This window comes from Rhizobium sp. N324 (assembly GCF_001664485.1).
Lineage (GTDB): Bacteria > Pseudomonadota > Alphaproteobacteria > Rhizobiales > Rhizobiaceae > Rhizobium.
Map to the genome: position 1 here is coordinate 4,336,226 of NZ_CP013630.1, position 24,577 is coordinate 4,360,802.

The 24,577-nt window shown below is 62.2% G+C and carries 23 protein-coding genes; 4 read left to right on the top strand and 19 right to left on the bottom strand.

Translation table 11 applies throughout. The features are described 5' to 3' along the window. Positions 1-2 precede the first annotated feature (2 nt). The gene (locus tag AMK05_RS20860) at positions 3-2,219 is read right to left on the bottom strand and encodes a primosomal protein N' (protein WP_064840962.1); all 2,217 of its coding nucleotides are present in this window, start codon (positions 2,217-2,219) and stop codon (positions 3-5) included. A gap of 213 nt (positions 2,220-2,432) precedes the next feature. Here AMK05_RS20860 and AMK05_RS20865 point away from each other — a divergent pair, with 213 nt between their 5' ends. Beyond that, a complete protein-coding gene (locus AMK05_RS20865) occupies positions 2,433-3,377 on the top strand; it encodes a dihydrodipicolinate synthase family protein (RefSeq protein WP_064840963.1) in 945 nt (314 codons plus the stop codon). On the opposite strand, the gene AMK05_RS20870 is transcribed toward AMK05_RS20865, so the two are convergent. Continuing rightward, the gene (locus tag AMK05_RS20870; RefSeq protein WP_064840964.1) at positions 3,367-3,849 is read right to left on the bottom strand and encodes a GNAT family N-acetyltransferase; all 483 of its coding nucleotides are present in this window, start codon (positions 3,847-3,849) and stop codon (positions 3,367-3,369) included. The two genes, AMK05_RS20865 and AMK05_RS20870, sit on opposite strands and share 11 nt — an antisense overlap. A gap of 13 nt (positions 3,850-3,862) precedes the next feature. Next, positions 3,863-4,813, bottom strand: coding sequence for a GNAT family N-acetyltransferase (locus tag AMK05_RS20875; RefSeq protein ID WP_064840965.1), 951 nt, complete (start codon positions 4,811-4,813; stop codon positions 3,863-3,865). A gap of 139 nt (positions 4,814-4,952) precedes the next feature. Here AMK05_RS20875 and AMK05_RS20880 point away from each other — a divergent pair, with 139 nt between their 5' ends. From AMK05_RS20880 to AMK05_RS20890, 3 genes are all read left to right on the top strand, one after another. Beyond that, the gene (locus tag AMK05_RS20880; RefSeq protein WP_064840966.1) at positions 4,953-5,888 is read left to right on the top strand and encodes a tyrosine recombinase XerC; all 936 of its coding nucleotides are present in this window, start codon (positions 4,953-4,955) and stop codon (positions 5,886-5,888) included. 135 nt (positions 5,889-6,023) lie between these two features. Continuing rightward, entirely contained in the window at positions 6,024-7,100 is a 1,077-nt protein-coding gene (locus AMK05_RS20885) for a TraB/GumN family protein (RefSeq protein ID WP_064840967.1), read from the top strand. Positions 7,101-7,198: 98 nt separating this feature from the next. Then, complete coding sequence (locus tag AMK05_RS20890) at positions 7,199-8,254, top strand: TraB/GumN family protein (protein ID WP_064840968.1); 1,056 nt, start codon at positions 7,199-7,201, stop codon at positions 8,252-8,254. Positions 8,255-8,266: 12 nt separating this feature from the next. Here the strand turns inward: AMK05_RS20890 and AMK05_RS20895 are convergent, their stop codons facing one another. The 16 genes from AMK05_RS20895 to AMK05_RS20970 form a co-directional block, all read right to left on the bottom strand. Continuing rightward, positions 8,267-8,767 (bottom strand): cytochrome b, encoded by a 501-nt coding sequence (locus tag AMK05_RS20895; RefSeq protein WP_064840969.1) that lies wholly within the window; start codon positions 8,765-8,767, stop codon positions 8,267-8,269. Positions 8,768-8,873: 106 nt separating this feature from the next. Next, positions 8,874-10,280, bottom strand: coding sequence for a dihydrolipoyl dehydrogenase (gene lpdA / locus AMK05_RS20900; protein WP_064840970.1), 1,407 nt, complete (start codon positions 10,278-10,280; stop codon positions 8,874-8,876). Between the two features lie 26 nt (positions 10,281-10,306). Then, entirely contained in the window at positions 10,307-10,945 is a 639-nt protein-coding gene (locus AMK05_RS20905; RefSeq protein ID WP_064840971.1) for a LysE family translocator, read from the bottom strand. A 19-nt stretch (positions 10,946-10,964) separates the two neighbouring features. After that, a complete protein-coding gene (locus tag AMK05_RS20910; RefSeq protein WP_064840972.1) occupies positions 10,965-11,717 on the bottom strand; it encodes an SDR family oxidoreductase in 753 nt (250 codons plus the stop codon). Continuing rightward, positions 11,714-12,241, bottom strand: a complete 528-nt coding sequence (locus AMK05_RS20915; RefSeq protein ID WP_064840973.1) for a hypothetical protein — start codon at positions 12,239-12,241, stop codon at positions 11,714-11,716. The genes AMK05_RS20910 and AMK05_RS20915 overlap by 4 nt, the downstream gene beginning before the upstream one ends. Next, the gene (locus AMK05_RS20920) at positions 12,238-12,987 is read right to left on the bottom strand and encodes a DUF4241 domain-containing protein (protein WP_064840974.1); all 750 of its coding nucleotides are present in this window, start codon (positions 12,985-12,987) and stop codon (positions 12,238-12,240) included. Before AMK05_RS20920 ends, AMK05_RS20915 begins: the two co-directional genes overlap by 4 nt. A gap of 13 nt (positions 12,988-13,000) precedes the next feature. Continuing rightward, on the bottom strand, positions 13,001-14,266 hold the full coding sequence (odhB, locus tag AMK05_RS20925) for a 2-oxoglutarate dehydrogenase complex dihydrolipoyllysine-residue succinyltransferase (protein WP_064840975.1): 1,266 nt from the start codon (positions 14,264-14,266) through the stop codon (positions 13,001-13,003). Between the two features lie 40 nt (positions 14,267-14,306). Then, positions 14,307-14,615: a YciI family protein gene (locus AMK05_RS20930; protein ID WP_064840976.1), complete on the bottom strand. Its 309-nt coding sequence runs from the start codon at positions 14,613-14,615 to the stop codon at positions 14,307-14,309. A 15-nt stretch (positions 14,616-14,630) separates the two neighbouring features. Continuing rightward, complete coding sequence (locus AMK05_RS20935) at positions 14,631-17,615, bottom strand: 2-oxoglutarate dehydrogenase E1 component (RefSeq protein ID WP_064841475.1); 2,985 nt, start codon at positions 17,613-17,615, stop codon at positions 14,631-14,633. 169 nt (positions 17,616-17,784) lie between these two features. Then, entirely contained in the window at positions 17,785-18,687 is a 903-nt protein-coding gene (sucD, locus tag AMK05_RS20940; protein WP_064840977.1) for a succinate--CoA ligase subunit alpha, read from the bottom strand. Between the two features lie 19 nt (positions 18,688-18,706). Then, entirely contained in the window at positions 18,707-19,900 is a 1,194-nt protein-coding gene (gene sucC, locus AMK05_RS20945) for an ADP-forming succinate--CoA ligase subunit beta (RefSeq protein ID WP_064840978.1), read from the bottom strand. Positions 19,901-19,935: 35 nt separating this feature from the next. Beyond that, entirely contained in the window at positions 19,936-20,898 is a 963-nt protein-coding gene (mdh, locus tag AMK05_RS20950) for a malate dehydrogenase (protein ID WP_049733453.1), read from the bottom strand. Positions 20,899-21,076: 178 nt separating this feature from the next. After that, entirely contained in the window at positions 21,077-22,240 is a 1,164-nt protein-coding gene (gene zapE / locus AMK05_RS20955) for a cell division protein ZapE (RefSeq protein ID WP_064840979.1), read from the bottom strand. A gap of 81 nt (positions 22,241-22,321) precedes the next feature. Further along, a complete protein-coding gene (locus tag AMK05_RS20960) occupies positions 22,322-22,834 on the bottom strand; it encodes a protease inhibitor Inh/omp19 family protein (protein ID WP_064840980.1) in 513 nt (170 codons plus the stop codon). 136 nt (positions 22,835-22,970) lie between these two features. Further along, positions 22,971-23,789, bottom strand: a complete 819-nt coding sequence (locus tag AMK05_RS20965) for a nucleotidyltransferase domain-containing protein (protein ID WP_064840981.1) — start codon at positions 23,787-23,789, stop codon at positions 22,971-22,973. A gap of 7 nt (positions 23,790-23,796) precedes the next feature. Beyond that, positions 23,797-24,576 carry a succinate dehydrogenase iron-sulfur subunit gene (locus tag AMK05_RS20970; RefSeq protein ID WP_049733450.1) on the bottom strand — a complete coding sequence of 260 codons (780 nt, stop codon included), beginning with the start codon at positions 24,574-24,576 and terminating at the stop codon, positions 23,797-23,799. Between the last annotated feature and the right edge of the window lies 1 nt (position 24,577).

Genomic DNA, 24,577 nt, shown 5'->3' on the forward strand with positions numbered 1-24,577 from the left:
TTTTAGAGAAAGCTCTGCGGATCGATGTCGAGCTGCACCTGCACCGATCCGCGCTCCTTCGGCGATTGCGACAACATCGCCCGCAAGAAACCCTGCATGTCGGAGTTGCGCCGGCCGTGTACCAAAAGACGGAAGCGGTGGCGGCCGCGCACCAGCGCCAGTGGCGCTTCGGCCGGGCCGAGCACCGAAATGCCGGAGACCTGCGGTGCGGCGTTGCGCATGCCGCGCGCATGGTTTTCGGCATCATGGCGGGTTTCGGCCGAGACGATGATCGAGGCGAGCCTACCGAAGGGCGGCAATATGGCGCGTTCGCGTTCGCTGATCTCGCGCTCGTAGAAGGCGTCGGAATTGCCTGAGACGATCGCCTGCATGACTGGATGCTGCGGCTGATAGGTCTGCAGCAGCCCATGGCTTTTGAGGCCGGTGCGCCCGGCCCGGCCGGTCACCTGCGACAGAAGCTGGAAGGTGCGCTCGGCGGCGCGCGGATCGCCATTGGCAAGGCCGAGATCGGCATCGACGATACCGACCAGTGTCATCAGTGGAAAATTATGCCCCTTGGCGACGAGTTGAGTGCCGATGACGATATCAGCCTCCCCCTTGGCGATCGCCTCCAATTCCAGCCGCAGCCGCTTCACCCCGCCCATGATATCCGAGGAGAGAACGATGGTGCGCGCCTGTGGGAAATGCCGCTCCACCTCCTCGGCAATGCGCTCGACGCCCGGCCCGCAGGCGACGAGATGGTCGAGCGTGCCGCATTCCGGGCAGGCCTCCGGCGTGCGCTCGGCATGGCCGCATTGATGGCATTGCAGCTGCTTGCGAAAACGATGCTCGACCAGCCAGCTCGAACATTGCGGGCATTGGAAACGGTGGCCGCAGACGCGGCAGAGGGTCAGCGGCGCATAACCGCGCCGATTGAGAAAGAGCAGCGCCTGTTCGCGCTTCTCCACCGTCTTGCCGATCGCCCGGATCAGCACCGGCGACAGGAAGCCGCCGCGCTCCGGCGCGTGCCGGCGCATATCGATGAGATGCAGGTCCGGTAACGCCGCGTCGCCGAAACGCGTCGGCAGGTGGACGGTGGTGTAGCGCCCGCTCTGCCCGTTGACCTGGCTTTCGACCGACGGCGTCGCCGACACCAGGACGACGGGAAAATCGCCGATGCGGCCGCGCACCACGGCCATGTCGCGGGCATTGTAGAAAACGCGATCCTCCTGCTTGTAGGCCGGATCGTGCTCCTCGTCGACGATGATCAGGCCGAGATCCTCGAAGGGCAGGAAGAGCGCCGAGCGGGCGCCGGCCACGACGCGGACCTCGCCGGTCACCGCCTGGCGCCAGACCTTTTCGCGCATGCGCGGCGCCAGATCGGAATGCCATTCGGCCGGTTTTGCCCCGAAGCGATCCTGGAAACGCTCCATGAAACTTGCCGTCAGCGCGATCTCCGGCAGCAGGATCAGCACCTGCTTGCCGCGTTTCAACGTTTCGGCGATCGCCTCGAAATAGACCTCGGTCTTGCCCGATCCGGTCACCCCGTCGATCAGCGACACCGAAAATTCGCCCTTGCGGACATCGGAAACGATCTCCGCGGCCGCCTCTTTCTGCGGCCCTTTGAGGCGGGCGGCGGCAAATTCGGGATCCGGCATCGCCACGACCGGCGGCGGCGGCAGGAAGATCGTCTCGAAGATGCCGAGCGTGATCAGTCCGTCGACGACGCTGGTCGAGACCCCCGCCGCATGCGCCAGGCCGCTGCGCGTCCAGGACAAACCGTCGGAGGCGGTGTCAAGCACGCGGGCGCGCGCCGGCGTCATCCGCTCTGGTTCGCCGCCGACGAATTTCAGCCCCTCCACCATCGGCTCCGGCTCGAAGGCGTTCGGCGCCCTCAGCGCCATGCGGGCGACGAGGCCGGGCGGCGAAAGCGTATAGGCCGCCACCCAATCGATGAAATCGCGCATCTCCCGCGAAAGCGGCGGGCAGTCGAAGACATGGCTGATCGGCCGCAGTTTCTTCGGGTCGACGCCATCCTCGCCGCCGTCCCAGACGACGCCGATCACCTGCCGCGGCCCGAGCGGCACCTGCACGACCGAGCCGGGCTCGACCGCCATGCCCTCGGGCACCGAATAGGAATAGGGTTTGGGCGCCGGCATCGGCACCAGCACGGGAACCGTTCGGTTCGCGGGCGGTGCCTCGAAAAGCGCGCCAAAGAGATCGGACGAATCTGTGCTCATCGGGCGAGACCATGCCCGCAAATCGATGCAATTGGAACCGCAAAGACAAGGCGGTGCATCTTACGAGGAGTGCGGATTGCGACGGCTTCGCCAGGATTGCCTATACCCTTAAGAAAGGGTTGCCGGACGAACGATTGGCCGCATAGATTGCCGGAGAGATTCAATTGGAAATGCCGAAGCGTTGTTCTTCGGCCGCTGAATTGGAGAGCACCAATGGCCAGACTGACCGAAGACGCCAAGGGTGTCTATGTGATCGCCGTAACCCCGTTCACAGATGACGGCGCGCTCGATCTCGACAGCATCGACAGCATGGTCGATTTCTACGAAGGCGCCGGCGTCACCGGCCTGACGGTGCTCGGCCAGCTCGGCGAGGCCCCGAAGCTGACCGCAGAGGAATCGCGGAGCGTGGTCGAGCGGGTGCTGAGGCGCCTCGACGGGCGCCTGCCCGTCGTCGTCGGCGTCTCGGCGCCGGGGCTTGCGCCGATGCGCGAACTTGCCGAAGCGGTCATGGGCGAAGGTGCGGCCGGCGTCATGGTCGCGCCGCCCTGGACAGTCAAGACCGATGACCAGGCTTTCGCCTTCTACCAGTCGGTCGGCGAGGCCCTGGGCGATACGCCCTTCGTGCTGCAGGATTATCCGCTCACTACCAATGTGACGATCGCGCCCAAGGTGATCGAACGCATCGTCAACGAGGTGCAAAATTGCGTCATGCTCAAGCACGAGGACTGGCCGGGCCTTGCCAAGATATCGGCGCTCCGTGCCGCCAGCGACAAGGGCGCCATGCGGCGCATCTCCATCCTTTGCGGCAATGGCGGACTGTTCCTGCCCGAAGAGATGGGCCGCGGCGCCGATGGCGCGATGACCGGCTTTTGTTATCCTGAGATGATGGTCGGCGTCGTCGCGGCCTATGCGGCCGGAAATCCCGATCGCGCCCATGACATCTTCGACGCCTATCTGCCGCTCGCCCGCTATGAACAGCAGCAAGGCATCGGGCTTGCCTGCCGCAAATATGTTCTGGCCAAGCGCGGCGTGATCAAATCCGCCAATCTGCGCAAGCCGGGCGCCAAGCTCTCGGCGCTCGACATTGCCGATGTCGAACGACTGCTGGCGCGCCAAGCCGCCCGCCTCGAGGAGATCGGCGTGAAACTTAAAGCGTGAAGGACGCGCCGGAAATATCCCGACCGGCGGAAATGCGGGCGATTTCGAGACAATGTGTATCGCCGTCCGGTCCGCAAGGCTGAAACCCGAGAGCACCCCAGAATTTGACCGCGCCGGGATTGCCCGGATGAACGGTGACGACGCTGCAGAAATCCCGCGCATGATTGAGCAGATTGAGGGCCAGCAGCCGGCCGATGCCGTGCCCCCGCATTTCGGGACTTACGTAGAAACGCCGCATCCGCAACGCTCCGGATAGGGCGGGTTCGACGGTCACACCCCCGACGCCGGCAAGCGCCTCGCCCGCATAAGCGCCAAGCAGCCTCTCACCGTCACCCTCGAACCTGATGTCGCCGGCCGACCATTGGTCGATGAGGCGGGCGATATGGAGATGGCCCTCCCGCCGGGCCTCGCTTTCGAGGTCTGCGACCTCCCGCGGCAACCGATCGCGGATCGTGCGGATATCGACCGTCATGGCAAAACCTAATTTAGACCGCGGCAACGGGAAGCTCGCGAGGCGTTGCTGCGGCCGGAAGGCTGACCGGCAAGAAGGTGGCGTCACCATCCCCCGCCATATCGTACACCGTATGTTTCTCCAGAGCCTTGGTCACCTCGTTGAGGTCGCCGTCCAGATGTTCGACGGGAATAAGATTGCCGATCACGAAATCGAAACGGTCGCCGCGTTTGTTCAAGAGCTCATGAAAGACAGTCATGTCGCGGAGTTCCGTCGACCATTTCGCCAGCCAATAGAACAACCCGGAATTGCGCGCCGTCATGTGGACGGGAAGGATCGGCAGATTGTATTTGCGCGCCAGCCCGACGGCCGAGGTCTTCCATGGGCGTTCATTCAGCCGGCCGTTCGCCCAATAGGCGATGCGGCCTGACGGGAAGAGCACCGTCGCCTTGCCTTCCCTGACCGCGTGGTTGGTCAATTGCAGCGTCTCGCGCGCCTTCAGCTTGCTCTTGTGCTCCTCCCGCCATTCGACGGGAATGATCATCTCGGCAAACCGCGGATTGACGCGGATCGCATCGCGATTGGCGAAGAACATCATGTCCGGCCGGCGCGTCTTCAGCAGATCGAACACGGCAACACCGTCGGCGATGCCTGTGGGGTGGTTGCTGACGAGGATGAAGCCGCCGGCATCGGGAATGCGTTCGCCGTTGGCGATGCCGATATCGAGTTTCAGCACCTCGCTCAGATATTCGAACGATTGGAAACCCGGCATTTTGGCGACGGCATTGGCGAATTCGATGGCCTTGTTGTAGCGCAGCAGCGTGTACAGGAACGGCCGCATGACCGGCCAGAGCGGATTTTTCACGATCCTCTGGCCGCGTTCGGCAATCAGCGTGTCGACGATATGACCCGGCTTTCCCTGTGAAACGAGAGCGATTGCTTCCGCGAGTTGTCCGAAAGCCGTCATGGAATCGCGCCGTGCCATGAAAGATCCTGTCTATGAGCTATAAGCTATCGCAGTACAATATGATCGAAGGATGACAGAGGCTTGGCCGGCATTAGCAATTCCATAACCGTTCCTGGTTCAAATTGGCGGACTTGAAGGCAAATTCAAGGCCAGCGACGTGAACGAACTGCTTGTTATCGCCGACCCGCACCTGATGGCGGAACGCGCCGCGTGGCTCGAAAACCTCGCTCGTGAACGCCGTCTTTCCGAGCATACACTCGACGCCTATGAGCGCGACACCCGCCAGTTCCTGACCTTCCTGACCGGCCATCTCGCCGGCCCGGCGACCCTTAGCGATATCAGGGAATTGCGCCCCGCCGACTTCCGCGCCTTCCTGGCGGCGCGGCGCAAGCAGGGCTCCGGCGCCCGCTCGCTCGGCCGCAATCTCGCCGGCCTTCGTTCGCTGCTGCGCCACTTGGAAAAAAAGGGTCTGGTCAATGCCGCGGGCGCTGCCGCGATCCGCTCGCCGAAACAGCCGAAATCGCTGCCCAAGCCGCTGTCGGACACGCAGGCGATCACCGTCGTCAGCAACGAAGCCCAGCTCCACGACGAACCCTGGATCGCCGCCCGCGATGCGGCCGTCATGACGCTGCTCTACGGCTGCGGCCTGCGCATCTCCGAAGCGCTGGATCTCATTCCCTCCGAGCTGCAGCAGGGCGCCACCGCGCTGCGCATCACCGGCAAGGGCAACAAGACGCGGCTGGTGCCGCTTTTGTCCGTGGTGTTCGACGCGGTCGAGAAATATCGCATGCTCTGCCCCTATCATCTCGAGCCCGGCGAACCGCTGTTTCGCGGCGCCCGCGGCGGCAAATTGCAGCCGGCAATCATCCAGCGCGCCATGCAGAAACTGCGCAGTGCCTTCGGCCTGCCGGAGACGGCGACACCGCATGCGCTGCGCCACTCCTTCGCCACCCACCTGCTTGCCGGCGGCGGCGATCTACGCACCATCCAGGAGCTGCTCGGCCATGCCAGCCTTTCGACGACGCAGGTCTATACCGGCGTCGATGCGTCGCGCCTGCTCGATGTGTATGATCGGGCCCATCCGCGCGCTTAGAAACTTTTCCGCTCAGATTGAACATTCTGCCGGAGCAAGAAAGACTCTAAGCTTTCGTTAACGCATTCTCTTAAAGGAATATGCGCAAGCCGGGCGTAGAGCATGAAACCAAAGGCATGTGACCGGAACAACATCATGACGACATCAATCGGCCGCCGGATTTTTCTCGCAGCACCCGGCAATCTGCTACTCTGGCTGATTGCGGCCTTTCATATGCTGCTTTTGGCCGCCCTGTTCGTCGCCTTCCTGGCTGCACGGCCGGCGGCAGCTGAAGACACGGCTGCCTGCACCGGCCGCAACCTGATGGTCGAGCTGCAGCAGAATGATCCCGCCCGCTACGCCGAGGCGGTCAAGGAAGCCGATGCAACGCCGAACGGCAAGGGCATTTTCTGGAAGATCGAAAAAGCAGGACTTCAGCCTTCATGGCTGCTTGGCAGCATGCATGTCACCGATCCGCGCGTGCTGGCCCTGCCGCCGCGCGCCCAGGCCGCCCACGACGCCGCCAATACGATCATCATCGAATCCGACGAGATCCTCGATGAGCGCAAGGCGACCGCCGCCCTGCTCGCAAGGCCGGAGCTGACGATGTTCACCGACGGCACGACGATCGACAAGCTGCTCTCCCCCGAGGATTACAAACGCCTCGAAACCGGCCTGAAGCAGCGCGGTATTCCGCTCGGTGCCGTCTCCCGCATGCGGCCCTGGATGATTTCGAGCGCCGTCGCCCTGCCGGCCTGCGAAATCGCCCGCAAGGCCAAAGGCGTGCAGTTCCTCGATCAAAAGATCGCCACCGATGCCGTCGCTCAGGGCAAACAGGTCAAGGGGCTGGAAACCCTTGCCGAGCAGATCCAGGCTATGGCCGACCTGCCGATCGAATTCCACCTGAAGTCGCTGATCGAGACGCTGGAGCTCGGCGACAAGATGAGTGACGTCGTCGAGACGATGACCGACCTCTATCTCTCCGGCGATATCGGCATGACCATGCCGATGCTGAAGACCGTGACGCCGGAGAAGCAGGGCGAAGACAGCGACTACGCCGCCTTCGAACAGCGCGTCATCCTCGACCGCAACAAGGTGATGGCCGAGCGCGCCGCCCCCATTCTCGACGGCGGCAACGTCTTCATGGCGGTCGGCGCCCTGCACCTGCCCGGCAAGGCCGGCATCATCGAACTGCTGCGCCAGCAGGGCTTTACCCTGACTGCGGTGAACTAGGCCCGAGCTCGATAGTTAGTCTCGTCGAGATTGACAACCTCAGTTTGCATACGTCATTTGGCGGTATCTACAACCTTTTCTCCTAAGAAGCGTTTTCGATGCTCAGCCACAATATTGTTTTCACCTCAAGAGCAGACTCAACAAGTTTTTCCACGTTCGGGAACGGCGCACTGCTCTTCATGGCTGCGGTGCTGACGATATTTTCCTTTTCGCATGCCTTGGCGGATGACGAACTGGCCTGCTCGGGTCAGAACCTTTTCACCCAGTTGGAGAAGGAAGATCCCGTTCGTTTCAGAAAAGCAGTTGAGAGAGCTGAGACGATACCGAACGGCAATGCGATCTTCTGGAAAATCGAAAAATCAGGTCTTGAGCCTTCCTGGTTGCTCGGCACGATGCATGTGAGCGATCCCCGTGTTTTGGATATGCCGGAAGGATTTTACGATGCCTATGAGACTATCGACACTCTAACCGTCGAGTTAGCGGAGGTCGTAAAGCCGGAAAAACTTGCGATGGAAATCTTGAAGCATCCCGAACTGACGACGCTTCAGGGTGACAAAACGCTCGATCATATCCTGCCCCCCGATGCTACCAGCGACGTCGCTGCCGGTTTGAAGAAAAAGGGAATCAGTATGAACCTGATGGCGAAGATGCGGCCATGGTTCATCTACATGGGGCTGCAGGCAGGAGGTTGCGACGTCAAGCGCAGCGCAAAGGGCTTTAAAGTACTGGACCAGTCTCTTGCTCTCGACGCACTCAATGATGGCATCCGTCTGGTCGGCTTGGAAACGCCGGCCGAGCAATTTGAAGCCATTTCGGATGTCCCGGACAATTTCATGCTTCAAAATCTGCGGGAGCTTCTGGCACTTCCCAATGGCATGGATGACATATCCGAGACGATGATCGATTTATATGATCAAGGCAAAGTCGGAATGATCTTCTCGCTGATGGAGTTCGTTTCGACAGATCAGGCTGCTGCAAAAGCATTCGAGAACCGTGTGATAACGGATCGAAACAAGGTCATGGCGGAACGGGCAAAGCCCTATCTCGACAACGGGCGCACCATGGTTGCCGTCGGAGCGGCGCATCTGCCCGGCAGCGACGGTTTGGTTGAACTGCTGCGCCGGCAGGGGTTTACCGTCACCGCCGTGAACTGAACCGGCAGGCGCTCAGCCGAGCGTCATGCGGCGCAGCACATTGGTTTTCCAATAGAACTGATGGACAAGCGCGCCCGCGACATGTGCCGCGATCAGCGCCCAGAGAAGGACCTTCAGGACATCCGCGTGGAACGATCCCGCAGGATTGATGCCGAAATAGTAGGCGGCGATGCCCGTCAGCGGCATGGCGAAGATCAGAATATAGAGACCGGCATGGGCAAGCCTCGCCGCAAGCCGGAAGATCGCCGGCTCCTGCGCCGCCTCGGCCGGCACGCCGTTGATGAAACGCAGCCCGAGCCTGACGACGGCAAGCAGCAGGATGGCGATGCCGACATAGGCATGGATATTCGCCGACGCAATCTGCTCCGGCGTCGGCACCTGGCCCCTGCGCATCAGCCGGTGCCAGACATTCATTCCATCGGGAAACAGCAGATTGAAGAAAATCAGCAGCGCCACCGCCCAGTGCAGGAGGCGCTGGCTGACACTGTAACCCGTGATGGACGGCTGCTGCATGTCTTGATTTCCACCAGATGCGTAAAACTTTGCCCTGTGGAACAACTAAAACAGCCGCCTGCCTGACGGCAAGCGGCTGAAGGCTTCATTACGAAGATGTAAGCTTTTACATATGGATCGGCTTGAAGAAGGTGGCGAGCGCAGCTTCCTTCACCGCTTCCGACATCGTCGGATGGGCGTGGCAGGTGCGGCCGAGATCTTCCGACGAACCGCCGAATTCCATCAGCACGGCGATCTCGTGGATCATTTCGCCGGCGCCGAAGCCGACGATATGGCCGCCGAGCACCCGGTCGGTTTCCTTGTCGGCGAGGATCTTGACGAAACCGTCGGTCGCCAGCATCGCGCGGGCGCGGCCGTTGGCCGTGAACGGGAACTTGCCGACCTTGTGGGCGATACCCGCCGCCTTCAGCTCTTCCTCGGTCTTGCCGACCGAGGCGATCTCGGGCTGGGTATAGACGACGCTCGGAATGACATCATAGTTCACATGGCCATGCTGTCCGGCGAGGATTTCGGCAAGCGCCACGCCTTCGTCTTCCGCCTTGTGCGCCAGCATCGGACCCTTGACCACATCACCGATCGCATAGATGCCGGCGACATTGGTCTTGAAGTGACCGTCGATCTCGACGCGGCCGCGATTGTCGAGCGCAACACCGGCTTCTTCGAGGCCGAGCCCCGCCGTATAGGGCTTGCGGCCGGTGGCGATCAGTACGACTTCGGCATCAAGCACCACCTTGTCGCCGCCCTTGACCGGCTCGAAGGTGACCTTGGCGCCCTTGTCGCCCTTTTCGACGCCGGTGACCTTGGCGCCGAGATGGAAATCGATGCCCTGCTTGGCGAGCATGCGCTGAAACTGCTTGGAGACTTCGCCGTCCATGCCGCCGAGGATGGTGTCGAGATATTCGACGACGGTGACCTTGGCGCCAAGCCGCGACCAGACCGAGCCGAGCTCGAGCCCGATGACGCCGCCGCCGACGACGATCAGCGTTTCCGGCACCTTTTCGAGCGCGATGCCGCCGGTGGAGGAGATGATGGTCTTTTCATCGATCTCGACCTGCACGCCGGGAATGCCGGCGACGTCGGAGCCGGTGGCGATGACGATGTTCTTGCCTTCGATCTCCTGCACGCTGCCGTCTGCGGCGGTGACAGCAACCTTGCCGGCCGAGACGACCTTGCCGCTGCCCTGGAAGGCATCGATCTTGTTCTTCTTGAACAGAAAGGCGACGCCGTCGACATTCGACTTCACCGTGGCGTCCTTGTGGGCCATCATATTACCGAGGTTGAGCGTCGGCGCCGGAATGTCGATACCGAGCGTGCTCATGCCGTGGCCGGCCTGATGGAACATTTCGGAAGCATGCAGCAGCGCCTTCGACGGAATGCAGCCGACATTCAGGCAGGTGCCGCCATAAGTCGCGCGCTTTTCGACAACGGCGACCTTGAGGCCGAGCTGAGCTGCCTTGACGGCGCAGACGTAGCCGCCCGGGCCGGTTCCGATAATGATCACATCGTAGGACATTGCTTCTTTCCCTTTGGATTTTTCGTTTAGTCGGCCGCGCGCGACAGCGCGAGGCGGAAGCCGAAGCCGACGAGTGCTGCTCCGGTAATGCGGTTGAACCATTTGCCGCTGGCAATGAAGCGGTCACGGATCGCCTTGACCGTGAAGAAATAGGAGACGCCGGCAAACCAGGCGACCAGCGCCGTCGCCATGCCGATGCCGTAGGAGAACTGAATCAGCGCCGGTGTGTCGTGATGGACGAGCGTCGAAAACAACGACAGGAAGAACAGCACCGGCTTCGGGTTCAGCGCATTGGTGATGAAACCCATGCCGAGGCACTTCAGCATCGAGACCGGCTTGCGGTCCTCGGCCGTCACTTCGATCTCCTGCACGCTGAAACCCGGTTCGCGGAACGACTTGATGCCGAGATAGACGAGATAGGCCACACCCGCCCATTTGATCATCGCAAACAGCATCAGCGATTTGGAGACGATCAGGCCGAGGCCGAGGATCGTGTAGCTGATATGAAAGAGCAGCGAGAAGCCCATGCCGAGCCCGGTCATGATGGCGGCGCGCCGCCCATGCACGATGCTCTGGCGCAGAATGACGGCGAAATCGGCGCCCGGCACGACGATGAAGATCGAGAAAACCGCCATCAGGCCGAGAAATTCGAGAATATACTGCATGCTGTTTTCGCCCTGTCTTTTAGCGGCCGCCGCTCACATTGAGGATCGCGCCGGTGATATAGGAAGCCGAAGGTGAAAGAAGATAGAGGACGGCATCCGCCACTTCCTCGGCCGTGCCCGCGCGCTGCAGCGGGATCGACGGCGCCATTTCCCGCGCCCGGTCCGGCAGCCCGCCGGATGCATGGAGATCGGTTTCGATGACGCCGGGCCTGATGGCATTGACGCGAATACCCTCGGCGGCGACTTCGCGCGAAAGCCCCACCGTGAACGTATCGATCGCCGCCTTCGAGGCGGCATAATCGACATACTGCGTCGCCGAGCCAAGGATCGCCGCCATCGATGAGATGTTGACGATCGCTCCTCCCCGCCCGCTGTATCGGCTCGACATACGGCGTATAGCCTCTGCGGCGCAGAGCATGGAGCCGGTGACATTGACGCGCAGCATGCGCTCGATCCGCTCTGCCGACATCTCATCGACCCGCTGCGGATAGTCGACGATGCCGGCATTGTTGACGAGGCCGTCGAGCCGGCCGAAATGCCGGTCGACCGCCGCAAACATCGCGGCGATATCCGCGGCCTTACCGACATCGCCCTCAATCGCCACGGCCTCGCCGCCATCCGCGGCAATCGCCGCAACGACGGCTTCCGCGGCTTGGCGGTTGGCGGCGTAATTCACCGCGACGCGCCAGCCCCGGCGGGCGGCGAGGTGGCAGACGGCAGCGCCAATGCCCCGGCTTCCGCCGGTCACGAGAACGACAGGCCTATCGCTCATGTTGCACACTCCTTGAATGTCAGCACGTCCCATGGCGCCACGGAGGCCTTGCCTTCGCCCCAGGCGCTGGATTCGCGGATGGCAGGGCCAAGGCCGGGGAGCACGAGCCTTTCTGCCGCCGCAGCCCCTTCGGGCTGCAGATTGTCCAGTTCGCCCTTGGCATCCATGCCATAAACGGCGCCCTGCCAGACCGTGCAGGCATTAAGATCGGCGCCGGTCGCATCCCCCTCCGGGCAATTGAACATCAGGATGCCGATGGCGCGCACCGGATCCTCCGACGGCATGACATAGCCTTCCATCACCACCGATGTCGCGAAGGCACTGACCTTGAACTGGTTGCTGGCGGCCGCCGAGGCGGAATTCAACGGCGTAAAGCGCAATTCATAGGCACCGTCGCGATCGACGTAAACGGCCCGCTCCTGCTTGCATGCTGCGCCGAGCGAGGAGGCCGGAACGGCGCAAAACGCGGCGGCTGCGATTGCAGCCACGCCTTTCCCAGCCGTGATCCCGATCCTTCCGCTCATTGCAGCTTCGGCTCCTTCGGCCCGTCGGCATTCTCGACGACGCTGAAATCCGTCAGTAGCACCAGCGCCCGGCCATCCTTATCCAGCCCCCAAAAGACAGGATAAAAACCATCGCCCCAGCCGCTCCAGAATAGCGCGACATTGCCCCTCTTGCCGGCGACCGGCCGGTGCAGCGCGTAAGCGCCCTTGTTGGCATCGAGATCCGCGGCCAGCACGTCATCGTAATAATTGATGTCGGCGTCGGGCTTTTGCGCCTGCGCCTGGGCTTCCCGTTCTCCGATCAGATCGAGAGTATCGGCATCCATGTAACAGCCGAGGCCGGCATCGACGGGGTAGCCGAAGACCTCGCCGTCCTTCAGCGTCGCCACGTCTTGCCCGGGCAGGACCGCAAGCTCCCAGTGATCGGGCCTGCCCTCGGCAAACCGCATGCCGGCGGCGGCGATGCGGCCGAAGGCCTTGTAAAGCGTCACCGGATAGTCGCCCGGCGCCACCGTTCTTGCCAGCGCCGGCCGATCCGGCTGAGCGAGCGGATCGGCCGCGACGATGCGCCCCGAGGGCAGCTCGACATTGCCGATATGGATCACGCCGATCGACCGGGCGGAGAGTTCGGCGTCGCTGAGCGCCACCAGCTCGAAATTGCTGCTTGCCTTGGTAACGTCCCAACCGGCCGCCGCTGCGGAGACCGGGACATGCGCGGCGGCAGCGCAGAGAAGAAGGCGCGCCGCTCGCATGATCCGGTTCTGCATCGAAAGCGCTCCCTTAGAGATCGAGAACCAGACGTTCCGGATCTTCCAGGCTTTCCTTGACGCGCACGAGGAAGGTGACCGCTTCCTTGCCGTCGACGATGCGGTGATCGTAGGACAGTGCCAGATACATCATCGGACGGATGACCACCTGACCGCCGATCGCCACCGGCCGCTCCTGGATCTTGTGCATGCCGAGAATGCCGGACTGCGGCGCGTTGAGGATCGGCGACGACATCAGCGAGCCGTAAACGCCGCCATTGGTGATGGTGAAGGTGCCGCCCTGCATGTCGGCCATGGAGAGCGAGCCGTCACGGGCTGCCTTGGCAAGACGGCCGAGTTCCTTCTCGACTTCGGCGATCGACATCTGGTCGGCATCGCGGATGACGGGAACGACGAGACCCTTGTCGGTGCCGACGGCCATGCCGACATGGCAGTAGTTCTTGTAGATGACGTCGGTGCCGTCGATCTCGGCATTGACAGCCGGCAGTTCCTTCAGCGCATGCGTCACCGCCTTGGTGAAGAAGCCCATGAAGCCGAGCTTGACGCCGTGCTTCTTCTCGAAAATGTCCTTGTACTTGTTGCGTAGGTCCATGACCGCCTTCATGTCCACCTCGTTATAGGTGGTGAGCATGGCGGCGGTGTTCTGCGCGTCCTTGAGGCGCTTGGCGATCGTCTGGCGCAGGCGCGTCATCTTCACGCGCTCTTCGCGCGAGGCATCCTCGACCGTCGACGGGCCGCGCGCGGCGGCGGGCGCTGCCGCCGGTGCGGCTGCCGGAGCGGAAATACCCTTGGCGACGGCAGCGATGACATCGCCCTTCAGCACTTGGCCGCGCTTGCCGCTGCCGTCGACCTGATCGGCGGAAAGGTTGTTTTCGGCCAGCATCTTCGAAGCCGCCGGTGCCGGCGGCATGGTGGAGACGGAGGCGCTCGACGAGGATGCGGCAGCAGCGGCAGCCGGTGCCGGCTGCGCGGGAGCAGCAACGGCTGGCTGGGCAGGCGCGGCAGCCGGTGCGGCGGCAGCGGGCGCGGCAGCAGCGGCAGCACCTTCGGCGATCTGGCCGAGCAGCGCGCCGAGGCCAACGGTCTCGCCGGCGGCGACGACGATTTCCGAAAGCGTGCCGGAAGTCGGCGCCGGAACTTCGATGGTCACCTTGTCGGTTTCAAGCTCGAGAATCGGCTCGTCGGCCTTGATGGCGTCGCCGACCTTCTTGAACCAGGTGCCGACGGTTGCCTCGCTGACGGATTCACCGAGAGTTGGAACGCGGATTTCTGTGGCCATTGTTCAGATCCTGATTTCGTGTGTGTTCGTTTTAAGCGTTTCAGACGGCGGGCGGCCGCAAGATGATCGAGGGCATCGGCAGGATGTCGAAACGGAAACCGAAACCGGCTGCGATGATCGGGTCGCCATCGGCAAGACCCTGTGCCGCCGCCTGATCCTCGACTTCGACAATCGCCATGCCGAAGGCGCCTTCACCCTCGAAGACGGGGCCGACGACGATCGCCGATCCCGCAAGGGCGTGCCGGTGCCAGTATTCGACATGGCGTTTCATCGCCGCCATTTCCTCTCCGGTCCCGTCATGCGGGAAAGTGGGGCGCGGCGGCAGCAGTCTCAGAAAGAAATAAGCCATTGCGCCCCCCTTGTATTAGCCGCCCAATGCATCCTCGAGGAATGCGGCGAGCTGCGACAGATGCTTGGACATCAGGCCCGTCGCCGGCGAGGCGGCGGCCGGACGGCCGGTATAACGGACGCGCTGGTACTTCGCATCGATATGGGCAAGCACCCATTCGAGGAAGGGATCGATGAACGACCACGCGCCCATGTTCTTCGGCTCTTCCTGGCACCAGACCATCTCGGCATTGCGGAAGCGCGACAGCTCGTTGATCAGCGCCTTTGCCGGGAACGGATAGAGCTGTTCGACACGCAGGAGATAGACGTCGTCGATGCCGCGCTTTTCACGCTCTTCGAGGAGATCGTAATAGACCTTGCCGGAGCACATGACGACGCGGCGAATCTTGTTGTCCTTCTGCAGCTTGATCGGGCCATCCTTGATCACCTCGGCATCGTCCCAGAGCAGGCGATGGAAGGCGGATTCACCGGCCATTTCGGCAAGCGTCGAAACCGCCCTCTTGTGGCGCAGCAGCGACTTCGGCGTCATCAGGATCAGCGGCTTGCGGAAGTCGCGCTTCAGCTGCCGGCGCAGGATGTGGAAGTAGTTCGCCGGCGTCGTGACGTTGGCGACCTGCATGTTGTCTTCAGCGCAAAGCTGCAGGAAACGCTCGAGGCGGGCCGAGGAGTGTTCCGGACCCTGGCCCTCATAGCCATGCGGCAGCAGGCAGACGAGGCCCGACATGCGCAGCCACTTGCGTTCGCCCGACGAAATGAACTGGTCGAAGACCACCTGCGCGCCGTTGGCGAAATCGCCGAACTGCGCTTCCCAGAGGGTCAGCGCATTCGGGCGGGCCAGCGAGTAGCCATATTCGAAACCGAGCACGGCCTCTTCCGAAAGCATCGAATTGATGACTTCGTAACGCCCCTGCGTCGGCGAAAGATTGGCGAGCGGGATATAGCGTTCCTCGGTTTCCTGATCGTAGAGAACCGAATGGCGCTGCGAGAAGGTGCCGCGCTCGCAATCCTGGCCGGACAGGCGGATCTTGCTGCCCTCTACGCAGAGCGCTCCGAAGGAGAGCGCTTCGGCCATCGCCCAGTCGATACCCTCGCCGGTGGCGATCATGTTGGCGCGGTTTTCCATGAAGCGCTGGATCGTCCGGTGTGCGGTGAAGCCCGCCGGGATCTCGGACAGCTTGCGGCCGATATCCTTCAGCGTCTTCATCGGCACGGCGGTCTTGCCGCGACGCTGCTCGTCGGCATTGTCGGCCGCGCGCAGGCCGGACCACTCGCCGTCGAGCCAGTCGGCCTTATTCGGCTTGTAGTGCTGGCCGGCCTCGAACTCCTGTTCGAGATGGGCGCGCCAGTCGGCCTTCATCTTCTCGACTTCACCTTCGGTGAGCAGGCCTTCGGCGACGAGGCGCGCCGCATAGAGCTGCAGCACGGTCTTGTGGCCGCGGATCACCTTGTACATCTTCGGCTGCGTGAAGGACGGTTCGTCCCCTTCATTGTGGCCGTAGCGGCGGTAGCAGAACAGGTCGACCACCACCGGCTTGTGGAACTTCATGCGGAATTCGGTCGCCACCTTGGCGGCATAGACCACCGCTTCCGGATCGTCGCCGTTGACGTGGAAGATCGGCGCCTCGATCATCTTGGCGACGTCGGACGGATAGGGCGACGAGCGCGAGAAGGCCGGGTTTGTGGTGAATCCGATCTGGTTGTTGATGATGACGTGCATGGTGCCGGCGACGCGGTGGCCGCGCAGGCCGGAAAGGCCGAGGATTTCGGCAATGACGCCCTGGCCAGCAAAGGCTGCGTCGCCATGGATCAAGAGCGGCAGAACCTTGGCGCGTTCGGACAGCGGAATGATGTCGCCGTCCCAGACGGTAGCGCTCATGTCCTGCTTGGCGCGGGCCTTGCCCATGACGACAGGATCGACGATTTCCAGATGCGAGGGGTTTGCCGTCAGCGACACATGCACCTTGTTGCCGTCGAATTCGCGGTCGGAAGAGGCGCCGAGATGGTACTTGACGTCGCCCGAGCCTTCGACTTCGTCGGGTGCGTAGGAACCGCCCTTGAACTCGTGGAAGATCGCCCGGTGCGGCTTGCCCATGACCTGCGAAAGCACGTTGAGGCGGCCGCGATGGGCCATGCCGAAGACCGCTTCCTTGAGGCCGAGATGACCGCCGCGCTTGAGGATCTGCTCCAAAGCCGGGATCAGCGACTCGCCGCCATCGAGGCCGAAACGCTTGGTGCCCTTGAACTTGACGTCGAGGAACTGCTCGTAGCCTTCGGCTTCGACCAGCTTGGCGAGGATTGCCTTCTTGCCTTCGGCCGAGAAGGCGACACCCTTGTCCGGTCCTTCGATACGCTCCTGGATCCAGGCCTTCTCTTCCGGATTGGAGATGTGCATGAACTCGACGCCGAGCGTCGAGCAATAGGTGCGCTCGAGGATATCGATCATCTCGCGGATGGTCGCATATTCCAGGCCGAGCACGTTGTCGATGAAGATCCGTCGGTCGTAATCGGCGGAGGTGAAGCCGTAATTTTCCGGCGACAATTCGCGATAATCGTCGACCGAAGCGGCGATGCCGAGCGGATCGAGCTTGGCATGCAGGTGGCCGCGCATGCGGTAGGCGCGGATCATCATGATGGCGCGCACAGAATCGCGCGTCGCCTGCAGCACGTCGGCGCCGTCGGCAGGCTTGCCCTGCGCTTCGGCCTTGGCCTTGACCTTGGTTTCGATGACCTTCTCGACGATGCCCCAGTCGCCATCGAGAGCCGACACCAGGTCGCCGCTGGCCTGAAGCGGCCAGTTCTTCTTGCGCCAGGAAGCGCCCTTGGCCGCCCTTTTCACATCGCTGGGATCTTCCTCCAGCGCCTTGAAGAAGGCGCGCCACTGATCGTCGACCGATGCCGGGTCCTCTTCGTAGCGCGCGTGAAGCTGCTCGATATAGGCAGCGTTGGCGCCATCCAGAAACGAGGTGATCTGAAACTGCTCGTTGGCTTCTTGCCGTGCCATGGTGATATGCGGACGCTTCCGTCCGCCTCCTGACTTTGATGAATTTGCCGGCTTGATCGCCGGCTGCCGCATTCCCATTGCCGCCTGTCCGCGGCGCATCTGCCTGTCTCGTGCCGTCAAGACCGGGCGGAAGCGCAGATGCCGCTCCTCCGCCCGGGTATAAGTTGGCTTAGCCTTTGAGGACTTCAACCAGCGTCTTGCCGAGGCGGGCCGGAGACGGCGACACCTTGATGCCTGCCGATTCCATCGCCGCGATCTTCGATTCCGCATCGCCCTTGCCGCCGGATACCACGGCGCCGGCATGGCCCATGGTGCGGCCCTTCGGCGCCGTGCGGCCGGCAATGAAGCCGGCCATCGGCTTCTTGCGGCCCTTCTTGGCCTCGTCCTTGAGGAACTGCGCTGCGTCTTCCTCTGCCGAGCCGCCGATTTCGCCGATCATGATGATCGACTGGGTGGCTGCGTCGGCCAGGAACATTTCCAGCACGTCGATGAACTCGGTGCCCTTGACCGGGTCGCCGCCGATGCCGACCGCCGTCGTCTGGCCGAGGCCTTCGTTGGAGGTCTGGAACACGGCTTCATAGGTCAGCGTGCCCGAGCGGGAGACGATGCCGACCGAACCCTTGCGGAAGATCGAGCCCGGCATGATGCCGATCTTGCATTCTTCCGGCGTCATGATGCCCGGGCAGTTCGGCCCGAGCAGGCGCGACTTGGAGCGGTCGAGGCGAGCCTTGACGCGCACCATATCCATGACCGGGATGCCTTCGGTGATGCAGGTGATGAACGGGATCTCGGCGTCGATCGCCTCGATGATCGCATCGGCAGCACCGGCCGGCGGAACATAGATGACGGTCGCGTCGGCGCCGGTCTTTTCCTTGCCCTCGGCAACGGTCGCGAAGATCGGCAGGCTTTCGCCCTTGGCGCCGGTCCAGGTTTCGCCGCCCTTCTTCGGATGGATGCCGCCGACCATCTGCGTGCCGTAATAGGCCAGCGCCTGTTCGGTGTGGAACGTGCCGGTCTTGCCGGTCAGACCCTGAACGAGGATCTTGGTGTCTTTATTGACGAGAATAGACATTCTTTCAGATCCTTCAAAATTAGCCGTTGATCGCCGCGACGATCTTCTTGGCCGCATCGTCCAAGTCGTCAGCCGCCGTGATCGCCAGACCCGACTCGTTCAGGATCTTCTTGCCGAGCTCGACATTGGTGCCTTCAAGGCGAACGACCAGCGGAACCTTGAGGCCGACTTCCTTGACCGCGGCAATGACGCCCTCGGCGATTACATCGCACTTCATGATGCCGCCGAAGATGTTGACGAGAATGCCTTCGACCTTGGGGTCTGCGGTGATGATCTTGAAAGCCGCCGCAACCTTCTCCTTGCCGGCGCCGCCGCCGACGTCGCAGAAGTTGGCCGGCTCCTTGCCGTAAAGCTTGATGATATCCATCGTCGCCATGGCGAGGCCCGCGCCGTTGACCATGCAGCCGATATTGCCGTCGAGCGCGACATAGGCGAGATCCCACTTCGAGGCCTCGATTTCCTTGGCGTCTTCTTCGGTTTCGTCGCGCAGCGTCTTGACGTCGTCGTGACGGAAGAGCGCATTGCCGTCGAAGGACATTTTGGCGTCGAGAACGCGCAGGCGACCGTCCTTCATGACGATCAGCGGATTGACCTCGAGCAGCGCCATGTCCTTTTCGTTGAAGGCCTTGTAGAGCGCCGGGAAGAGCGACTTGGCGTCTTCGGCGGCCGCACCATCGAGCGCGAGCGCCTTGACGATCGCAGCCACGTCGGCAGCCGTCACGCCGGCTTCCGGATCGATGGCGACCGTCTGGATCTTCTCCGGCGTGTCATGGGCGACAGCTTCAATGTCCATGCCGCCTTCGGTGGAAACCACGAAGGCCACGCGGCCGACCGAACGATCGACCAGCAGCGAGCAATAGAGCTCGCGAGCAATGTCGGCGCCGTCTTCGATGTAGAGGCGGTTGACCTGCTTGCCGGCGTCGCCGGTCTGCGCCGTCACCAGCGTATGCCCGAGCATTTCCTTGGCATGGGCGACCACTTCGTCGATCGACTTGGCGAGACGCACGCCGCCCTTGGCATCGGGGCCCAGTTCCTTGAACTTGCCCTTGCCGCGGCCGCCGGCGTGGATCTGGCTCTTGACCACGTAAAGCGGGCCGGGAAGCGACTTGGCGGCAGCCTCGGCCTCTTCGACCTTGAGAATAGCCACACCCTCGGCAACCGGCGCGCCATAGCCCTTCAGCAGAGCCTTGGCCTGATATTCATGAATGTTCATGGGTCTATCCCTGTTCTATGACTTCAGCGCGTCGACTACTTCAGCGAAGGCGCGATGTTGATGCAGGCTTCGCAGAGACCGGCGACGGCGCCGACGGACTTGTCGAAGGCTTCCTTCTCAGTCTTGTTGAGATCGATCTCGATGATGCGTTCGACGCCGCCGGCGCCGATGACGGTGGGAACGCCGACATACATGTCCTTGACGCCGTACTGGCCGCTGAGGTGAGCGGCGCAGGGCAGAACGCGCTTCTTGTCCTTGAGGTAGGATTCAGCCATCTCGATCGCCGAGGCGGCCGGGGCGTAATAGGCCGAACCGGTCTTCAGCAGGCCGACGATCTCAGCGCCGCCGTCACGGGTGCGCTGGATGATTTCTTCCAAGCGCTCCTTGGTGACCCAGCCCATGGTGACGAGGTCGGTGAGCGGAATGCCGCCGACCGTCGAATAGCGGGCGAGCGGCACCATCGTGTCGCCGTGGCCGCCAAGAACGAAGGCCGTCACGTCCTGGACGGAGACATTGAATTCCTTGGCGAGGAAGAGGCGGAAGCGCGAGGAGTCGAGAACGCCGGCCATGCCGACGACCTTGTTGGCCGGAAGGCCGGAAAACTTCTGCAGCGCCCAGACCATGGCGTCGAGCGGGTTGGTGATGCAGATCACGAAGGCGTTCGGGGCATATTTCTTGATGCCGGCGCCGACCTGTTCCATGACCTTGAGGTTGATGCCGAGCAGATCGTCGCGGCTCATGCCCGGCTTGCGGGCAACGCCTGCGGTGACGATGCAGACATCGGCGCCTTCGATCGCGGAGTAGTCGCTGGCGCCCGTCAGGTTGACGTCGAAGCCTTCGACCGGCGAGGACTGGGAAATATCGAGACCCTTGCCCTGGGGGATGCCGTCGGCAATGTCGAAGAGGACGATGTCGCCCAGTTCCTTCAGGCCGGCGAGGTGCGCCAGCGTGCCACCAATCATGCCAGAACCAATGAGTGCGATCTTGTTACGCGCCATTTCGCTGTTTCCTTTGCGATCAAATTCGTCGAGCGACGCCCAGCAAGGCACCGTCCAATGACGCAATCGCATAGACCCAAAGCCTAAAAATGGCAATCCATTAATTTTGATGCAGCATTTTCAATCGTTTAGATACAAAAATTCTTACGTAAACGTAAGACAGTGTGTCACTGAATTGTTACTCGGCGGCGCGCTTCTCATGATGGAGCGCAAGATATTCGGCACTGCGCATCTCGAACAGACGTGACGCGGTGCGGTCGAATTCGAAGCCTTCGGCGCCCCGGCGGTGCACCAAAAGTTCCTCCGGCATGGCGGCGGCGGAAATGTAAAGCCGCACGGCGTGATCGTAGAACGTGTCGACGAGAATGATGAAGCGCTTGATCTGGTTGCGCTTTTCCGGCCCCAGCAAGGGAACGTGATCGACAAACACCATATCGAAGCGCTCGGCGATGGCGAGGAAGTCGGCAGCACCGAGCGGCTTCTCGCAAAGATCGGCGAAGGAGAACCGCGCCATCCGATCGACGGCGAGCGGCACATGGATATGGCGCCCCTTCATCGGAATATCCAGCGGCAGCGCCTTGCGCCCATGCAGCGCCTGCGTCCAGGAGGCCTCCATCGCCATGTCATTGTGCTCGTTGATCGGCACCAGATAGACCGGCTGGCTATTCAGCTTCTCCATCCGGTAGTCCGTCGGCGAATCCAGGGTGACGACATCGACATGCTGCTTGAGAAGCGCGACGAAGGGCAGGAACAGGCTGCGATTGAGACCATCCGTATAAAGATTGTCGGGCTCGACATTCGAGGTCGCGACCAGCACGCATCCGCGCGCGAAAAGCTCGGAGAACAGCCGCGACAGGATCATCGCATCGGCGATATCGGTGACCGTGAATTCGTCGAAGCAGAGCAGCTCCGCTTCCTCGTAGAGGGCTGCGGCAACCGGCGGCATCGGATCGGCCTGTTTCGTCTCGCCGTTCTTGAGCTTCAGCCGGTGCGCCGCGATACGGTTGTGCACATCCGCCATGAATTCGTGGAAATGCGCCCGGCGCTTCTTCCTGCACGGCGCCATCAAGAAGAACATGTCCATCAGCATGGTCTTGCCGCGCCCGACGCTGCCATGGATGTAAAGCCCCTTGATGCCAACGGCGGACTTTTTCTTCGCGGCAAACAGCCAGCCAAGCGCGCTCGATTTTGCCGCCGGTCGCCGCTGCTTCAGCCCGGCCAGCACCCGATCGAGGCTCTTTGCCACGTCCATCTGGGCGGAATCGACCTGAAGCGCGCCCGAGGCAGTCAGCGCTTTAAGCTGTTCGCAGACGCTGAGCGCGTAGTCCGGCATGGGTTGCATGAGGGCATATCCGCCTGTCAGTCATCGGCGGAGGCCCGCCGGATCGTTTACCGCGCCGGTTGGCTTACCCCGCCGGTTCCTTTACCGGCTGAGGCTGATCTGCTGGCCGGTGCTGGTCTGGCCCTCGAAGCGGTTGTCGGCCGTCTTGTAGACGCTGCCGAGCTGATTGCCCGAGCGGTCCTTGAGCAGCACCTGCTTGCCGGCAACCTCCCAGGAACCCATCGCCGTCAGCTCGCCGACGCAGCCGCGTGTGCCGCCGCGCGAACCGCTGCCGAGATTGGTCAGCGTCAGGAACATGTCGCAGCTGCCATTGACGCGCCAGCTTCCGACCATCGATTCCTTGGTCACATCGAGCGCGTTCGCGGCCATTGCACCGGGCTGCGCGCCCGGCATCGGTGCCGTCGACGCCGGCGCCGCTGGAAACTGCGAGTTGTTGACCGGCGGAAGCTGCCCGCCCTGCACCGAGGGAACCGGCTGCGCCGTCAACGGCGCCGGCCCGGCATTCGGGCTGGAGCTGTAATCATATGCCGTACGCTGACAACCGGCTAGCGCGAGAGCCACCACCAGACCTGTCATCGCATATCGCAACTGCATCATCATACTCCTGAGTTCGGCTAGCGCCGCAGAGAAACGGGCGTGAGACAAGTCCGACTATCGTAACTCGCTTTGGTTAATCAAGTCGGACTGCATAAATTGCCCGTGACAACAACTAACCGAAAAACGATACAGTTCAACTGTCCCGCTGCAAAACTTCCTGCACATAGAATTTGTCAGCAAGGTGTTGCGCGTGCTGATCTCTGTCCGGATCCTTGTCGAACTCCCGCAATATCTCGGAATAACGCTCGAACGAGTTCTTCAGAAAGGATTGCACGAGCATCGGCGGCAGCCCCTCCCCCATTTCGCGCGTCTGTTTCTTGACATGCACCAGATCGAGTATCGCCGTTCGAAGGTCGGGAGCGATCGAGATCGCCTCGAGGCATTCCAGCATATTCATCGGTGGCAGCACGCGAAACGAGCGCTGCCGCATCCATTCGAGCGCGATGGCCGGACGCACGGCATAAAGAAACTTCTTCAGCTTGATCGCCCCCTCGCCCTGGCTCTGAAAATGCTGCCGCATGAGCCCGACATAATGGGCGGCGACCTTTTCCGGCACCATGACGAGATCGAGCAGCGCGGCGAGACGCGAGCGAAAACCCACTTCCTCTTCATAAGCGATCGGCGATTTCAGCCATTCGACCACCACCGCGTTTCCCTTCAGCGCAAGCAGCAGCGCCTTTCGCAGATCCCAGCCACCAGTGTCGATGTCGCCAATGATCGGAAATTCGATGACATCGCGCACAGACCTAAGGGCGAGATGATGCTCGACCGGACGGATATAGACGAAGCGGCAGTCATAATCGCTATCGGGCGAAGGAAATCCCCAGGCGCGGCTGCCGCTTTCGATTGCAAAACTGATACGGATACCCTGCTCGCGCACCGAGGCGAGCCGTGACCTGATCTCTTTGACGGCTTCGGGATCGAAGCCGTCTATTCCGCCGTCGGCATGCATGTGCTGATCAGACCCGGCGCTCGACCATCATCTTCTTGATTTCGGCGATCGCCTTGGCCGGGTTGAGGCCCTTCGGGCAGGTCTGCGCGCAGTTCATGATCGTGTGGCAGCGGTAAAGGCGGAATGGGTCCTCGAGATTGTCGAGACGTTCGCCGGTCGCCTCATCTCTGGAATCGATCAGCCAGCGATAGGCCTGCAGCAAAACGGCCGGGCCGAGATAGCGGTCGCCGTTCCACCAGTAGCTCGGACAGGAGGTCGAGCAGCAGGCGCAGAGGATGCATTCATAGAGGCCGTCGAGCTTCTGCCGGTCCTCGTGGCTCTGCTTCCACTCCTTGGCGGGCGCCGGCGACACCGTCTTCAGCCAGGGTTCGATCGAACGATGCTGGGCGTAGAAGTTGGTGAGATCCGGCACCAGATCCTTGACGACAGGCAAATGCGGCAGCGGATAGATCTTCACCGCGCCGGTGATATCGTCGAGTCCCTTGGTGCAGGCGAGCGTGTTGGTGCCGTCGATATTCATCGCGCAGGAGCCGCAGATGCCCTCGCGACAGGAACGGCGCAGCGTCAGCGTCGGGTCGATCTTGTTCTTGATGTAGAGCAGGCCGTCGAGCACCATCGGGCCGCAATCGTCGACATCGATATAGAAGGTATCGATCGACGGGTTCTGCCCGTCATCCGGGCTCCAGCGATAGACGCGGAATTCGCGGGTGTTCGTCGCACCCGCCGGCTTCGGCCAGACCTTGCCTTCGCGCATCTGAGAATTCTTGGGGAGAGCGAGTTCAACCATA

What these genes read in the sequence shown, in the direction of transcription:
- AMK05_RS20915 (WP_064840973.1), bottom strand. Translation starts at nt 12,241, where the DNA reads ATGAGCGGAAGGATCGGGATCACGGCTGGGAAAGGCGTGGCTGCAATC.
- mdh (WP_049733453.1), bottom strand. Translation starts at nt 20,898, where the DNA reads ATGGCGCGTAACAAGATCGCACTCATTGGTTCTGGCATGATTGGTGGC.
- AMK05_RS20930 (WP_064840976.1), bottom strand. Translation starts at nt 14,615, where the DNA reads ATGGCTTATTTCTTTCTGAGACTGCTGCCGCCGCGCCCCACTTTCCCG.
- AMK05_RS20960 (WP_064840980.1), bottom strand. Translation starts at nt 22,834, where the DNA reads ATGCAGTTGCGATATGCGATGACAGGTCTGGTGGTGGCTCTCGCGCTA.
- AMK05_RS20935 (WP_064841475.1), bottom strand. Translation starts at nt 17,615, where the DNA reads ATGGCACGGCAAGAAGCCAACGAGCAGTTTCAGATCACCTCGTTTCTG.
- AMK05_RS20865 (WP_064840963.1), top strand. Translation starts at nt 2,433, where the DNA reads ATGGCCAGACTGACCGAAGACGCCAAGGGTGTCTATGTGATCGCCGTA.
- AMK05_RS20860 (WP_064840962.1), bottom strand. Translation starts at nt 2,219, where the DNA reads ATGAGCACAGATTCGTCCGATCTCTTTGGCGCGCTTTTCGAGGCACCG.
- AMK05_RS20890 (WP_064840968.1), top strand. Translation starts at nt 7,199, where the DNA reads ATGCTCAGCCACAATATTGTTTTCACCTCAAGAGCAGACTCAACAAGT.
- lpdA (WP_064840970.1), bottom strand. Translation starts at nt 10,280, where the DNA reads ATGTCCTACGATGTGATCATTATCGGAACCGGCCCGGGCGGCTACGTC.
- AMK05_RS20965 (WP_064840981.1), bottom strand. Translation starts at nt 23,789, where the DNA reads ATGCATGCCGACGGCGGAATAGACGGCTTCGATCCCGAAGCCGTCAAA.
- AMK05_RS20895 (WP_064840969.1), bottom strand. Translation starts at nt 8,767, where the DNA reads ATGCAGCAGCCGTCCATCACGGGTTACAGTGTCAGCCAGCGCCTCCTG.
- zapE (WP_064840979.1), bottom strand. Translation starts at nt 22,240, where the DNA reads ATGCAACCCATGCCGGACTACGCGCTCAGCGTCTGCGAACAGCTTAAA.
- sucC (WP_064840978.1), bottom strand. Translation starts at nt 19,900, where the DNA reads ATGAACATTCATGAATATCAGGCCAAGGCTCTGCTGAAGGGCTATGGC.
- sucD (WP_064840977.1), bottom strand. Translation starts at nt 18,687, where the DNA reads ATGTCTATTCTCGTCAATAAAGACACCAAGATCCTCGTTCAGGGTCTG.
- AMK05_RS20970 (WP_049733450.1), bottom strand. Translation starts at nt 24,576, where the DNA reads ATGGTTGAACTCGCTCTCCCCAAGAATTCTCAGATGCGCGAAGGCAAG.
- AMK05_RS20905 (WP_064840971.1), bottom strand. Translation starts at nt 10,945, where the DNA reads ATGCAGTATATTCTCGAATTTCTCGGCCTGATGGCGGTTTTCTCGATC.
- AMK05_RS20920 (WP_064840974.1), bottom strand. Translation starts at nt 12,987, where the DNA reads ATGCAGAACCGGATCATGCGAGCGGCGCGCCTTCTTCTCTGCGCTGCC.
- AMK05_RS20875 (WP_064840965.1), bottom strand. Translation starts at nt 4,813, where the DNA reads ATGGCACGGCGCGATTCCATGACGGCTTTCGGACAACTCGCGGAAGCA.
- odhB (WP_064840975.1), bottom strand. Translation starts at nt 14,266, where the DNA reads ATGGCCACAGAAATCCGCGTTCCAACTCTCGGTGAATCCGTCAGCGAG.
- AMK05_RS20870 (WP_064840964.1), bottom strand. Translation starts at nt 3,849, where the DNA reads ATGACGGTCGATATCCGCACGATCCGCGATCGGTTGCCGCGGGAGGTC.
- AMK05_RS20885 (WP_064840967.1), top strand. Translation starts at nt 6,024, where the DNA reads ATGACGACATCAATCGGCCGCCGGATTTTTCTCGCAGCACCCGGCAAT.
- AMK05_RS20910 (WP_064840972.1), bottom strand. Translation starts at nt 11,717, where the DNA reads ATGAGCGATAGGCCTGTCGTTCTCGTGACCGGCGGAAGCCGGGGCATT.